Raw genomic sequence first — 13,686 nt, forward strand, 5'->3', positions numbered from 1 at the left:
CGCATTCCGGACCTGGACGATTGCGTAGAACCTGCTCCCGTCAGTCCGAGGAGAGGTATCCAACAAGGTCGGCTCTGTACTCTGTTCGTTCCGATCGGTAGGGATGCGCTGAACTGCCTTGTCCAAGTTCCGCGGAACACGACATGGGTGTCACGCGGTGTCGCCCCATCCGCGTGCCGCCACGACCAGATCCGAGACTGAGCCCCCGCATGGCCAGAGCCACATCCGCCGCCAAGCCGACGAAGCCGCCGCGCCCATCAGGTGCGAAACCGGCGGCAAAACGCGTCGAAAAGTCAGATGCTGAGCTGAACAGGCTGTTCGACGAAGGCGTGTCCGCGCACGACCGGCGTGTGATTTCCGTCCGTGGCGCCCGTGAGCACAACCTGAAAAATGTCGACCTGACGATCCCGCGCGACAAGCTCGTGGTGTTCACTGGCCTCTCGGGCTCGGGGAAATCCTCGCTCGCCTTCGATACGATCTATGCCGAGGGCCAGCGCCGCTACGTCGAGTCGCTCTCGGCCTATGCACGGCAGTTCCTCGAGATGATGTCGAAGCCCGACGTCGACCAGATCGACGGGCTCTCGCCGGCCATCTCCATCGAGCAGAAGACGACCTCCAAGAACCCGCGCTCGACAGTGGGTACGGTCACCGAGATCTACGATTACATGCGCCTGCTCTGGGCGCGCGTCGGCATTCCCTACTCGCCGGCCACTGGCCTGCCGATCGAGAGCCAGACCGTGAGCCAGATGGTCGACCGGGTGCTGGAGCTGCCGGAGAAGACTCGGCTCTACCTGCTCGCGCCCGTCGTGCGCGGCCGCAAGGGCGAGTACCGCAAGGAAATCGCCGAGTACCAGAAGAAGGGTTTTCAGCGCCTTCGCATCGACGGCGAGTACTACCCGATCGACGATGCGCCGAAGCTCGACAAGAAGCTGAAGCACGACATCGACGTGGTGGTGGACCGCATCGTCGTGCGCGAGGACATGGCGAGCCGCCTCGCCGAGTCGTTCGAAACGGCCTTGGAACTCGCCGACGGCATCGCCGACATCGAATTTGCCGATGCGCCGGAGGGCGAAACCCCGAAAAAGATCACGTTCTCGTCGCGCTTCGCCTGCCCGGTCTCGGGCTTCACCATTCCCGAAATCGAGCCGCGGCTGTTCTCCTTCAACAACCCGTTCGGCGCCTGCCCGACCTGCGGTGGCATCGGCCACGAGATGCGGATCGACCCCGAACTCGTGATCTCTGACGAGGCCCTCAGCCTCAAGCGCGGGGCCGTTGCGCCCTGGGCGAAGTCGACTTCGCCCTATTACGACCAGACGCTCGAGGCGCTGGCCAAGCATTTCGACTTCAAGACCACGGTGCCCTGGGCGGCTTTGCCGACCGAGGCGCGCATCGCGATCCTCTACGGTACCGAGAAGCAATCCGTGCGCTTCGCCTATAGTGACGGCCTGCGCTCATACTCCGTGAACAAGCCCTTCGAGGGCGTCATCCCGAACCTGGAGCGGCGCTACAAGGAGACGGAGAGCGACGCGGCGCGCGAAGACATCGGCCGCTACATGAGCGCCACTCCCTGCGAGGCCTGCGACGGCAAGCGCCTCAAGCAGGAGGCGCTCGCGGTGAAGATCGACATGCAGGATATCGGGCAGGTCACCGCGCTCTCGGTGCGCGACGCCCATCGCTGGTTCTCGGAGATTTCGTCGAAGCTCACCGACAAGCAGAACGAGATCGCCGTCCGCATCCTAAAGGAAATCCGCGACCGGCTGACCTTTCTCGTCGATGTCGGGCTCGAATATCTCACGCTGGCGCGCGGTTCCGGCTCGCTCTCGGGCGGCGAGAGCCAGCGCATCCGCCTCGCCTCGCAGATCGGCTCGGGGCTGACCGGCGTGCTCTACGTGCTCGACGAGCCCTCCATCGGCCTGCACCAGCGCGACAACGAGCGGCTGCTCGGCACGCTGAAGCGCCTGCGCGACCTCGGCAACTCGGTGATCGTCGTCGAGCACGACGAGGATGCGATCCTGCAGGCTGACTACGTCGTCGATGTCGGCCCCGGTGCCGGCATCCATGGCGGCCAGATCATCGCGCAGGGCACGCCGGAGGAAGTTCTGAAGGATCCGGCCTCGCTGACCGCGAAGTACCTGACCGGGCAGATGTCGGTGCGCACGCCCGCGGCCCGGCGTACGGCGAAGAAGGGCTCGCTCAAGCTCTTCGGCGCGCGCGGCAACAATCTGAAGGACGTCGACGTCGCGATTCCGCTCGGCACCTTCACCTGCATCACCGGTGTCTCGGGCGGCGGCAAGTCGACCCTCGTCATCGACACGCTCTACAAGGCGGTGGCGAAGAAGCTGAACGGAGCGCTGGAGCACCCTGCCCCGTTCGATCGGCTCGAGGGTCTGGAGCATCTCGACAAAGTCATCGACATCGACCAGTCGCCGATCGGGCGCACGCCGCGCTCGAACCCGGCGACCTATACCGGCGCCTTCACGCCGATCCGAGACTGGTTCGCCGGCCTGCCCGAGGCCAAGGCGCGCGGCTATCAGCCGGGGCGCTTCTCCTTCAACGTGAAGGGCGGCCGCTGCGAGGCCTGTTCGGGCGACGGGGTCATCAAGATCGAGATGCACTTCCTGCCGGACGTCTACGTCACCTGCGACGTCTGCAAGGGCAAGCGCTACGACCGCGAGACGCTGGAGGTGAAGTACCGCGGACGCTCCATCGCCGACGTGCTCGACATGACCGTCGAAGAGGCGGCCGAGCTGTTCAAGGCGGTGCCCTCGATCCGCGACAAGATGGAGACGCTGAAGCGCGTCGGTCTCGACTACGTCCATGTCGGCCAGCAGGCGACGACGCTGTCGGGGGGCGAGGCGCAGCGCGTGAAGCTGTCGAAGGAGCTGTCGAAGCGCGCCACCGGCCGCACGCTCTACATCCTCGACGAGCCCACCACCGGGCTGCACTTCCACGACGTCGCCAAGCTCATGGAGGTGCTCCACGAGCTCGTCGACCAGGGCAACACCGTCGTGGTGATCGAGCACAACCTCGAGGTCATCAAGACCGCAGACTGGGTGATCGACATGGGGCCCGAGGGCGGCGACGGTGGCGGCCTCGTCGTCGCGCAGGGCTCCCCGGAGGACATTGCCCGATCGAAGGTGAGCCATACCGGGCGATTCCTGCGCGACGTTCTGGCCCGGCGTCCGGCGACAGGCGCCGCCCCGCCAGCGCGCGGAGCCTCGGTCGCGAAACGCCGACAGGCCGCCGAATAGAGCGAGTCGCGAGCCTCCGGACCTCGGCGCGGCTCTTACTGCCACGCTTGATTCGTACCGGCCGGCCCGTTCAGACCTTGGAAGAGGTGGTTGGGCTGCCCATGGCGGGTGGCCCTCCCCGGCGGCATGCGGCCCCGCGCGGCAGCGCAATGCGTAATTCTCCCGCCTGCCCTGCTTGAATGTCCCGAGCCGGATGTGGGCGGCAAGGCTTTGATTGGTATGCGCTATTTTTCCAGCGTCCGCCGATCGGGGCCCGAAAAATGCCGCGACGGGGCCCTCCGCAACCCTTTGTTGCTCCGCCGCAAAAATGCGGCTTTTGCGCAACGGTGGATCTGCAACTGCCCAGCCTTACGGCAAAGCTCTGTCATTCCGGAGCGGTCTGTAGAATAGTTCCCAACGTTGAGACTTGAGGTGGGGCCGTAAGGGGGCGCCCGGGACGACCGTACAGAACCCGCGAAGCAAAGCGAGGTACTGACCAAGTCGTTCGGGGGCTACGGGGCGGACGCCTGAAATCCTTGGGAAGGAATGAGAAAATGTTGAAGAACTGGCTCGCCGCGGGAGCGCTCGCGCTCACCGCCGGCATGACGACCACCGCCGCTTTCGCTCAGACCACCACCGTCCCCGGTGAGCAGGTCGGCCTCGCGACCGGTGCTCCGCTTCCGGAGGGCGTGTACGCCGTCAATACGTTCCTCTACCGCAGCAACGACTTCAACCCGGCCAACGCCGGTGTCGATATCGGCATCAACATCCCGATCCTGCTGTGGTCGACCCCGTGGGTTCCGCTCGGTGGTCGCCTCGAGCTCGCCGTTGCTCCCCCGACCGTCATGGGCTTCGGCCGTGGCCGTGGCGCCACCGGCGTCCGTGACTTCACCGTCAACGTCGGTACCTTCGTCGGCGGCATCTGGGCCTTCGACCTCGGCGGCAACTTCGGCGTCAGCGTCCTCGGCGGCGCGTACCTGAACGACCTCGACGGCGATCGCGGCATCGTCAAGCTGAACAACGGCGTCGTGACGAACCCCTTCGGCGCGGCTCTCGGCCAGCTGTCGTCCAACACCTACCGTCTCGGCGTTGCTGGTTCGTACACCGGTGACGGCTGGAACATCACCGCCAACCTGACCTACAACTTCTACGACACCCCCGGCCGGTTCGAGAACGCCAACGTCATCGCTCGTTCGATCCTGTATCGTCCGTCTGACGCGCTCAACCTCGACCTGACCGCGACGAAGAAGTTCGACCTCTTCAACGAGGGCAAGGCCAAGTTCGAGTTCGGTGCCATCGGTTACGGTACCGTCAACCTCGACACCAGCGCGAACTCGCTCGCCTTCAACAACCGCGGCTACTTCGCCCTCGGTGGTCTCGTCGGCTACGACTTCGGCCTCTTCACCGCCCAGGCTTACGTCGCCCACTACGTGGCGTCCGATCGCCGCGCTTACGGCAACGGCGACGTGACCGAAGGCTGGTTCCGCGTGATCGTGCCGCTGTACTCGCCGACCCCGGCTGCCGCTCCGGCTCCGATCGTCCGCAAGTACTGATCCGAACCGGGGCGCTGCAAAGCGCCCCGACGGTCAAGACCGAAGAGCCGTCCGACCCAGCCGGGTCGGGCGGTTTTTCTTTGTCGTCGATGCCCTGTTGCAGATCTGATCGCTGCGGCTTCGATCAAAGGCGACGGCCGCCTGCTCGCAACAGCCGAGCGGTCATTCGTCGATGAACGAAGCGCCCCGGCCGTCAGTCCCGGATCAGACGGCCCGTATAGACCACCTGCCCCGTCGGCTGTCCCGTCGGCGAGCCGCCCTTGGGCTCGACCGAGACGGCGATGAGGCCCTCGCTGCCGTTCGTGCCGGCCGGCAGGGCGATGCGGCTCGCGCCAGGGCCGACGAGGCCGATCGGCTTCGGCGTCTTGTCTGCGCCGACGTACCAGAGCTGCAGGCTATTCCCGTCGGGTGCCTTCGCGGCGACGGGGCGCACCTGCGCTGTGCCGCTGGCCGTATCGACGCTGACGATCAGCGCTGGCAGGTCGCCCCCGCTCGTCACCACCGCGACGTAGCGCCCCCGCGCGTCCGGCTCGGAGGGCCGCGGTCCCACAGCTACGAACAGCGCGAGCCCGGCCGCGATCAGGCCGGTCCCGGTCGCGGTCATCCGCCAGCGCCGGACCTTGGCGGCGAGAGCCGCGATCCGGTTGTCGTTGGCCGGATGGACAATGGCGGAGGGACCGGGCAGGGCCTGCTGGATCGCGCTCCAGAGGCGCGGAGGCGGATTCTCGTCCGGCACGGCGAGGCTCAGAGGCGCGAGTCGCCGTTCCCAGTCGCGCACACGCGCCTCCGCCACCGGGTCCCGGGCCAGTTCGGCCGCCATGGCCGCGCGCTCGTCGGAGGGCAGCGTGCCCAGCACATATTCCGCAGCGCGGAATTCGCTGTCGCTGTCGAAGGGGCCGCCGCTCATCGTGCGCCCTCCAGGCAGCCCTTCAGGCTGGCGAGCGTGCGATGCAGCCAAGTCTTGATGGTGTTGACGGGCTTGTCGTGACGGCGCGCCAGCTCCTCGCGGGACCAGCCCTCGCAATAGGCCAGCATCACGCATTCGGCCTGGACGGCGTCGAGGCGGCCGAGGCAGGCTCTCAAGGCATCGCGGTCGAGCAGGGCTCCCTCGCCGGAGCGCGGGTCGGCCAAATGCTCCAGCCAATCCTCTCCGTCTTCGCGCACCGGACCCTGTACCTCGCCTTTACGCCGCACTCCGTCGATCGCGCGGTTACGTGCGATGGTGGAGAGCCATGGCAGCGGCCGACCGTTCTCGGGGACGTAGGAACCGGCCGCCTGCCAGATCTTCAAGTACACGTCCTGAAGCACGTCCTCGGCCAAACTCCTGTCGCGCTGGATACGCAGGATGATCCCGAATAGTTTCGGGGCGGTCAGATCGTAGAGCACCCGCAGGGAGGATTGGTCTCCGGCGGCGATCTCGCGCAGGAGCCTTGCCAAGGTCGGATCGTCACGCACGAGGAGTCACCTGTCGGTCGCGTGACATGGCGTCTTTTGGATCCTAGCCAAACCGTTCGCTCTGCGGAACGTTGTCGCCTTCATTAGCCGAGTGCTTGCCGGGATGCCACGGGGCGCCTGAGCTTGTTCACGGATCACGATCGTGCAGTCGCGGGTGTCGGACGGCATCCCCGCACCTATTTCTCCGGCTAGGCGCCAATCTCACCGGAGGGAGGCCGATGGCCGTCCCAGACGTATCCAGGATTCCAACCTCCGTGCAGCCCAAGCCGTCCGACTACAGCTACGATCTCGAACGCGCGCTGACCTCCGTGGTCTCCTTGTCGAGCCGCGTGCCGTCAGAGGCCTTCACGGCCGATACGCTCGGCACCGAGCGGGCGGGCAACGGCGTGGTGATCGGCGCGGATGGGCTGGTGCTCACCGTCGGCTATCTCATCATGGAGGCCGAATCGGTCTGGCTGACCACCCATGACGGCCGCTCTGTGCCAGCGCACGTCGTCGGATTCGATGCGGCGACGGGCTTCGGGCTGGTCCAGGCACTCGGCGTGCTCGACCTTCCAGCTCTCAAGATCGGCCGCTCGGACAGCCTCAAGATCGGCGACAAGGCGGTCGTCGCGGGCGCCGGTGGGCGGGGGCACAGTGTCGCTGTGGAGCTCGTCGCGCGCCAGGAATTTGCGGGCTACTGGGAATACCTGCTGGAAGAGGCCCTGTTCACGGCGCCCGCTCACCCGCATTGGGGGGGCACCGCGCTGATCGGCCCGGGCGGTGATCTCCTCGGCATCGGCTCGCTGCAACTCCAGCAGGGCGGCGGTGGCCGGACGCAGGCCATCAACATGGTCGTGCCGATCGATCTCCTGCCCCCGATCCTCGACGAGTTGCGCCTTCAGGGGCGCACCAATGCGCCGCCACGGCCCTGGCTCGGCCTCTACGCCACGGAGACCGAGGACGGCGTCGTGGTGATGGGGCTGGTCGATGACGGACCGGCTCAGGCGTCGGATCTGCGTGCCGGAGACATCCTCTCGGCCGTCGCGGGTGAGCCCGTCGCCGACCTCGCCGGCTTCTTTCGGCAGGTCTGGGCGCTCGGCGATGCGGGTGCGCGTGTGCCGTTGAGCGTCCACCGCGACGGGACGGCGATCGCGCTCTCCGTGACGTCTGCGGATCGCAACACCTATCTGGTGCGACCCAAGCTGCACTGAGCTCGCGCGGATGCGATCGCGCCCGTTGATCGGCCAGGGGGCGATCCGCTATTCCGGCGCATGACCGGAACGGACCCCATTCACATTGTCGGCGGTGGCCTCGCAGGCTCGGAAGCGGCTTGGCAGATCGCCGAGGCCGGCCATTCGGTCGTCCTGCACGAGATGCGCCCGCACCGACGCACCGACGCGCATCAGTCGCAGGATCTGGCCGAGCTCGTCTGCTCCAATTCCTTCCGGTCGGACGATGCCAACGGCAATGCCGTCGGCTTGCTGCATCAGGAGATGCGGACCCTCGGCTCGCTGATCATGCGCTCGGCCGACGCCCATCAAGTGCCTGCCGGCGGCGCGCTTGCGGTCGACCGGGACGGGTTTGCCGCTGCGGTGACCGCGGCCCTCGACGCCCATCCCAACGTCAGCGTCGTGCGCGAGGAGGTCGACGGCCTTCCTCCGGCCCAATGGGGACAGGTGATCGTTGCCACAGGCCCCCTCACCTCCCCGGCCCTGGCCGAAGCCATCGCCCGGCTGACCGGCGCGGAATCGCTCGCCTTCTTCGATGCCATCGCGCCGATCGTGCATCGCGACTCGATCGACATGGGCAAGGCCTGGTTCCAATCGCGCTACGACAAGGCCGGTCCGGGCGGCACGGGCGCGGACTATCTGAACTGCCCGATGAACCGGGAGCAGTATGACGCCTTCATCCAGGCACTGATCGAGGGCGAGAAGACCAGCTTCAAGGAATGGGAGGCCTCGACCCCCTATTTCGACGGCTGCCTGCCGATCGAGGTGATGGCCGAACGCGGCCCGGAGACCCTGCGCCACGGGCCGATGAAGCCGGTCGGGCTCACTAACCCGCATGATCCGACCGTGAAGGCCTGCGCCATCGTCCAGCTGCGCCAGGACAACGCCCTGGGCACGCTCTACAACATGGTCGGCTTCCAGACGAAGCTGAAGCATGCCGAGCAGGTGCGGGTCTTCCGCACGATTCCGGGTCTGGAGAATGCCGAGTTCGCTCGCCTCGGCGGCCTGCACCGCAACACCTATCTCGACAGCCCGCGCCTGCTCGATGCCACGCTGCGCCTGAAGGCCGAGCCGCGCTTGCGCTTCGCCGGCCAGATCACCGGCTGCGAGGGCTATGTCGAGAGCGCTGCGGTCGGGCTGATGGCCGGACGCTTCGCCGTCGCCGAGCGGTTGGGCCACCCGCTGGCTCCGCTGCCCCAGACCACCGCGCTCGGCGCGTTGATCGCGCATATCACCGGCGGCCACATCATCGCCGAGGAGGAGGCCGGCAAGCCACGCTCATTCCAGCCGATGAACGTGAATTTCGGGCTGTTTCCGCCGCTCGAGCGCGCCCCGCGCAACGAGACCGGCAACAGGCTGCGCGGACCGGAGAAGGCCGCGCTGAAGAAGCGCGCGCTCACCGATCGGGCGCGGGCCGATCTCGCGGCCTGGATGGGCGGCGACGCACCGCGCGCGGCCGCCGAGTGAGCGAGACCGCGCACGGGCAGGCGTCGGGATCGACGCTCGGCGCCATCCTGCGCGTCACCTCCGGGAATTTCCTGGAGATGTTCGATTTCTTCCTGTTCGGCTTCTACGCGAACCACATCGCGGCTGCGTTCTTCCCGGCCGAGAGCGCCTTCGCGTCGCTGATGCTCACCTTCGCCACCTTCGGCGCGGGCTTCCTGATGCGCCCTCTCGGCGCCATCGTGCTCGGCGCCTTCACCGACCGGGCCGGTCGCCGGAAGGGCCTGATCGTCACGCTGGCGATCATGGCGATGGGCACGGTGCTGATCGCCTTCGTGCCCTCCTACGCCACCCTCGGCCTCGCGGCCCCGCTCCTGGTGCTGGCGGGCCGCCTGCTCCAGGGATTCTCGGCGGGCGCCGAGCTCGGCGGCGTCTCGGTCTATCTGGCGGAACTGGCCAAGCCCGGCCGCGAGGGCTTCACGGTCGCCTGGCAATCGGCGAGCCAGCAGGTCGCGGTGATGGCCGCCGCGGCGATCGGCTTCGGGCTCAATCGCGCGCTGCTGCCCGAGCAGATGGCCCATTGGGGCTGGCGCATCCCGTTCCTGCTGAGCTGCCTGCTAGTGCCGTTCCTGTTCTACATCCGCGCCTCGCTGCAGGAGACGGAGGTTTTCGCCAAGCGCAAGCATCATCCGGAGCTTGGCGAGAGTCTGCGCAAACTGTTGCAGAACCGCCGCATCGTGCTGCTCGGCATGTTGCTCGTCGCGATGACGACGATCAGCTTCTACGCGATCACGGTCTACACCCCGACTTTCGGCCGGATGGTGCTCGGCTTGAGCGATACCGACAGCCTGATCGTCACCTTCCTCATCGCCGTCTCCAACTTCTTCTGGCTGCCGGTGATGGGCGCCCTCTCCGATCGGATCGGCCGCAAGCCCATCCTGCTCGTCTTCTCGACGCTGACCCTGCTCACCGCCTATCCGGCGCTCTCCTGGCTCACGGGCCATGCGAGCTTCTCGGCGCTTCTCGGCGTGCTGCTGTGGTTCTCGTTCCTCTACGGCAGCTACAACGGCGCCATGGTGGTGGCGCTCACGGAGATCGTGCCGAGCGAGGTCCGCACCGCGGGCTTCTCCCTGGCCTATTCGCTGGCGACGGCGCTGTTCGGCGGCATGACGCCGATCATCTCGACCTGGGCCATCAAGGAACTCGGCGACAAGGCTGCCCCAGGCCTCTGGATGGCCCTGGGCGGCGCCTGCGGCCTCGCGGCGACGCTTCTCGTCTACAGGGCTCCGTCGGGCCGCGCAGCCGCCCGTGAAGTAGCGATGCTGGATGCCGTCGAGCGCCCCTGAGGCGCATCGCGGATGTCCCACACCATGAGCTGCCGCCCCGGGCGCTTTCCGCCGTCGCCGGTGGGACGGAAGCCGAGCTTGTGCAGCAACTGCCACGAGGCCACGTTCTCGGGCCGGCACTCGGCAACGATGGCGCGGCGCGGATAGGCTTCGGCCAGCGCCCTGACCACGGCGCCGACGCCTTCGGCCCCGTATCCGCGACCGCGCGCGGCGCCGCCGACCCAGTAGCCGATCTCGATGGCCTCGAGCGCACGCAGATGGGCACCAACGATGCCGACGAGGCTCCGATCCTCGCGCTCGACCAATCCGAGAAAGACGTCGCGGCCGGTCGCGGCCGCGCGGATCAAGCCGCGGGCATCGGCGAGGCTGAAATGCTCGGGCAGGAAGTCGACGCTGTTGGTGATGGCCGGATCGTCCGTGAGGCCGCGCACCTCCTCCACCATGTCCGGATGTAGCGGCGCGATGGCGAGGCGCTCGGTCTCGATCACCGGAAGGGCGAGGCGTTCCCAGCGGGTGCCTCGCAGAATGCGGGAGAGAATGCCCATAGCCTCAAGGTGGGCGCGCCGAGGCCCTTGGGAAAGAGGAGAACGGCGCAAGTCCGTATCTGCGTAAACGAAAAGGCCGTCCCGGATCATCCGGGACGGCCTCTCGACGAAGGTTGCCGATCGATCAGTGAGGGGCGGCAGCCGTGGCGGCCGGGTGGATCACCATGTCCGTGAAAGGCGGCACGTAGGCCTGGAGCATCACGAGCAGGCCGACGAGGCAGGCCAGTGCGATCGAGTGCCAGAACACGAAGCGCAGGATCTTGCCTTCCTGTCCGAAATACCCAGTCGCGGTAGAGGCCACGACGATTGACTGTGCGTCGATCATCTTACCCATGACGCCACCGGACGAGTTCGCCGCGGCCATTAGCACGCCCGAGAGGCCGAGCTGCTCCGAGGTGATCCTCTGCAGGCCGCCGAACAGCACGTTCGAGGCCGTATCCGAGCCCGTCAGCGCCACGCCAAGCCAACCGAGCAGCGTGCCGAAGAAAGGATAGAGGATGCCCGTTCCCGCGAAAGCGAGACCCAATGTGGCGTCCACACCGGCGTAGCGGGTGAGCACGCCGAGTGCGAGCATCGCCGAGATGGTGATGAGCGAGTAGCGCAGCACCCAGATCGTCTCGATGTAGGCGGTGATCAGGCGCCACGGCGAGAAGCGCATGATCAGGCCCGAGATGATCGCGGCGATGAGCACGCCGGTCCCTGTGTAGGACATGTAGGTGAACAGGAAGACCGCACCTTCGGGGAGGGGCTTGGCCACTACCGGGGGCACCTTCATGATCATGTTGTGCAGGCCCGGCACCTCGTATTTCCAGGTGAAGATCGGGTTCACGATGGCCTTGAACCAGCCGGTGCCCCAAATGGCCACGATGATCGAGAGGATGATCCACGGGACCCAGGCCATGAACAACTCGCCCGACGATGCGGTGCGGCCGCCGGTGTGGACCTTGGGCATGTCGCCGGGGACGCCGGCGCCGAGGGCGACAGGACGCGGCTCGCCGTAGCCGATCGAGGGATCGTTTCCGCGCAGCGCCGGAGAGGTCCAAACCTCGGCAGGCTTCCAGAACTTCAGGAACAAGACCAGCGCAGCCATCGAGAAGAGCGAGGCACCGATATCGACGATCCACGGGTTGATGTAGTTCGAGATCGCGAACTGGGCGATCGCGAAGGAAGCGCCGGTGACGAGGATCGGCGGCCAGACCTTGATCATGCCACGGAAGCCCGCGAACACCCAGATCAGCCAGAACGGCACGATCAGCGAGAAGAACGGCAGCTGGCGGCCGATCATCGCTCCGAGGATGTTCGGATCATAGCCGGTGACCGAAGCGAGGCCCTGGATCGGCGCGCCGAGCGCACCGAACGCCACGGGGGCAGTGTTGGCGATCAGCGAAAGGCCGGATGCCGCGAGCGGCGAGAAACCGAGGCCGATCAGGATGGCGCCCGTCACCGCGACTGGGGTGCCAAAGCCGCCCGCACCCTCGAAGAAGGCGCCGAAGGCGAAGGCCACGAGCAGCAGCTGGATGCGGCGATCGGACGTGATCCCGGCGACCGATTGCTGAAGAATGGCGAACCAGCCCTTCTCCACCGTTAGGCGGTAGAGGAAGATGACGTTGAGGATGATCCAGCCGATCGGGAAGAAGCCGGTGACCATGCCGAGGATGGCGGCGCGTCCGGCGAGACCCGTCGGCATGCCGAAGCCTACGATGGCGACGAGAAGCGCGATGACGAGGGCGATGACGGCGGCGATGTGCGCCTTGACCTTGCCGCTCGCGATCATCGCCAGCAGGGCAATGACGGGGATCGACGCCGCGATGGTCGATAGCCACGCGTTCCCAAAGGGATCGTAGACTTGATTCCAGGGTTGCATGACGCGGTAATCCTCCCTCGGCCCGGTCTATTCGCCGGCCTGAACCCTATCGCTAGCAGAGCACGAGAAAGGTCTCAACGAGGCGTAATCATGTATTCAGAGGGTGTTGCACGGACGTTCCGCCGAAGCGGATGAAGTCGTGCTTCGTCAGCCCCGCCGTGCCGTCCGCCAAAGCCGCCAGACCTTTCTCCAGCGGGGTAGCTCGATCATCGTGTTGAGCGGGTCGTCGCTCGTTCGATCCATCGCCGACAGGTAGCCCTCGACGAGGGCGATGGGCAGGAAAGCGGGGCGCGCGGCCGGAGCGATGGTGTCGCGAGCCAAGCGGTAGGCGTCAAGATGGCGGCGGGCGAGCGCGCGCAGTTCCGCGCAGGTACGCACGAGGCCTGGGCCGCCACGGCCGGTGACAACGTCCTCACGAGTGACGCCATTCTGCCTTAGCAGTTCGGCCGGTAGATAGACTTGTCCGTTCCGGGCATGCCACGGAAGGGTGCGCAGGAGGCCCGTGACGCCATAGGCGACGCCGGCATGGCCGGCCGCCGCCGCGCCGCCGGGCTCGGCACCGTCGCTGAGGATGAGGCCGCCGAGACGGATCAGGGCCGAGGCGGTTTCGCCGCAATAGCCTTCGAGGTCGTTCACGCGTGGCATCGGATCGTCGTAGAGATCGAAGACGCGGGCATCGATCAGATCGACGAAGGGCTGGCGTCCGAGTCGGCGGGCGACGATGGCGTCGTCGAGGGCCGCAGCGACGGGATTGGACTTCACGTCTCCCCTCGCCTCGCCCTGCAGCGCGTCGCGCCACCATTGCAGGCGGATCTCGCCGGCGATCGGGTTGGAGGCGGCGTCGCGTACGCGCGCGATCGTCAGGCTGAAGGCGGCCAGCGCGAAGAGATGGGGACGGAATGCGGCTGGCGCGAAGAGCGTGGCGAGGTATCGGTCCGGATCGCCCTCCCGGACCAGCGCCTCGCAATGGCGGAAGGCGAAGTCCAGGCCCTCGCCGGCGGATTCGACCTTGCTGTCCGTGGGGGTCACGCGGGCCTCA

10 protein-coding genes are annotated in these 13,686 nt (G+C 66.9%); 5 read left to right on the forward strand and 5 right to left on the reverse strand.

Annotation, left to right across the window (positions count from 1 at the left end):
- Positions 1-209: 209 nt before the first annotated feature.
- Both uvrA and HCU64_RS21935 read left to right on the forward strand, forming a co-directional pair.
- On the forward strand, positions 210-3,251 hold the full coding sequence (gene uvrA, locus HCU64_RS21930) for an excinuclease ABC subunit UvrA (RefSeq protein ID WP_233386402.1): 3,042 nt from the start codon (positions 210-212) through the stop codon (positions 3,249-3,251).
- 533 nt (positions 3,252-3,784) lie between these two features.
- The gene (locus HCU64_RS21935) at positions 3,785-4,783 is read left to right on the forward strand and encodes a transporter (RefSeq protein WP_233386403.1); all 999 of its coding nucleotides are present in this window, start codon (positions 3,785-3,787) and stop codon (positions 4,781-4,783) included.
- 193 nt (positions 4,784-4,976) lie between these two features.
- Here the strand turns inward: HCU64_RS21935 and HCU64_RS21940 are convergent, their stop codons facing one another.
- Positions 4,977-5,690 carry an anti-sigma factor gene (locus HCU64_RS21940; RefSeq protein ID WP_233386404.1) on the reverse strand — a complete coding sequence of 238 codons (714 nt, stop codon included), beginning with the start codon at positions 5,688-5,690 and terminating at the stop codon, positions 4,977-4,979.
- Positions 5,687-6,238, reverse strand: coding sequence for a sigma-70 family RNA polymerase sigma factor (locus HCU64_RS21945; RefSeq protein ID WP_233386405.1), 552 nt, complete (start codon positions 6,236-6,238; stop codon positions 5,687-5,689). Before HCU64_RS21945 ends, HCU64_RS21940 begins: the two co-directional genes overlap by 4 nt.
- A 218-nt stretch (positions 6,239-6,456) precedes the next feature.
- On the opposite strand from HCU64_RS21945, the gene HCU64_RS21950 reads away from it, so the two are divergent.
- The 3 genes from HCU64_RS21950 to HCU64_RS21960 are packed head-to-tail and all read left to right on the forward strand — an operon-like array spanning position 6,457 to position 10,238.
- On the forward strand, positions 6,457-7,431 hold the full coding sequence (locus HCU64_RS21950; RefSeq protein WP_233386406.1) for a S1C family serine protease: 975 nt from the start codon (positions 6,457-6,459) through the stop codon (positions 7,429-7,431).
- A 60-nt stretch (positions 7,432-7,491) separates the two neighbouring features.
- Entirely contained in the window at positions 7,492-8,916 is a 1,425-nt protein-coding gene (gene trmFO / locus HCU64_RS21955; RefSeq protein ID WP_233386407.1) for a methylenetetrahydrofolate--tRNA-(uracil(54)-C(5))-methyltransferase (FADH(2)-oxidizing) TrmFO, read from the forward strand.
- A complete protein-coding gene (locus HCU64_RS21960; protein ID WP_233386408.1) occupies positions 8,913-10,238 on the forward strand; it encodes an MFS transporter in 1,326 nt (441 codons plus the stop codon). Before trmFO ends, HCU64_RS21960 begins: the two co-directional genes overlap by 4 nt.
- Here HCU64_RS21960 and HCU64_RS21965 read toward each other — a convergent pair.
- The 3 genes from HCU64_RS21965 to HCU64_RS21975 form a co-directional block, all read right to left on the reverse strand.
- Positions 10,169-10,783 carry a GNAT family N-acetyltransferase gene (locus HCU64_RS21965; protein WP_233386409.1) on the reverse strand — a complete coding sequence of 205 codons (615 nt, stop codon included), beginning with the start codon at positions 10,781-10,783 and terminating at the stop codon, positions 10,169-10,171. The genes HCU64_RS21960 and HCU64_RS21965 overlap by 70 nt on opposite strands.
- Positions 10,784-10,907: 124 nt before the next feature.
- Complete coding sequence (locus HCU64_RS21970) at positions 10,908-12,647, reverse strand: L-lactate permease (protein WP_233386410.1); 1,740 nt, start codon at positions 12,645-12,647, stop codon at positions 10,908-10,910.
- A 147-nt stretch (positions 12,648-12,794) separates the two neighbouring features.
- Complete coding sequence (locus HCU64_RS21975; RefSeq protein WP_233386411.1) at positions 12,795-13,676, reverse strand: phytoene/squalene synthase family protein; 882 nt, start codon at positions 13,674-13,676, stop codon at positions 12,795-12,797.
- Positions 13,677-13,686 lie beyond the last annotated feature (10 nt).

The organism is Methylobacterium sp. C25 (assembly GCF_021352225.1).
Taxonomy (GTDB): domain Bacteria; phylum Pseudomonadota; class Alphaproteobacteria; order Rhizobiales; family Beijerinckiaceae; genus Methylobacterium.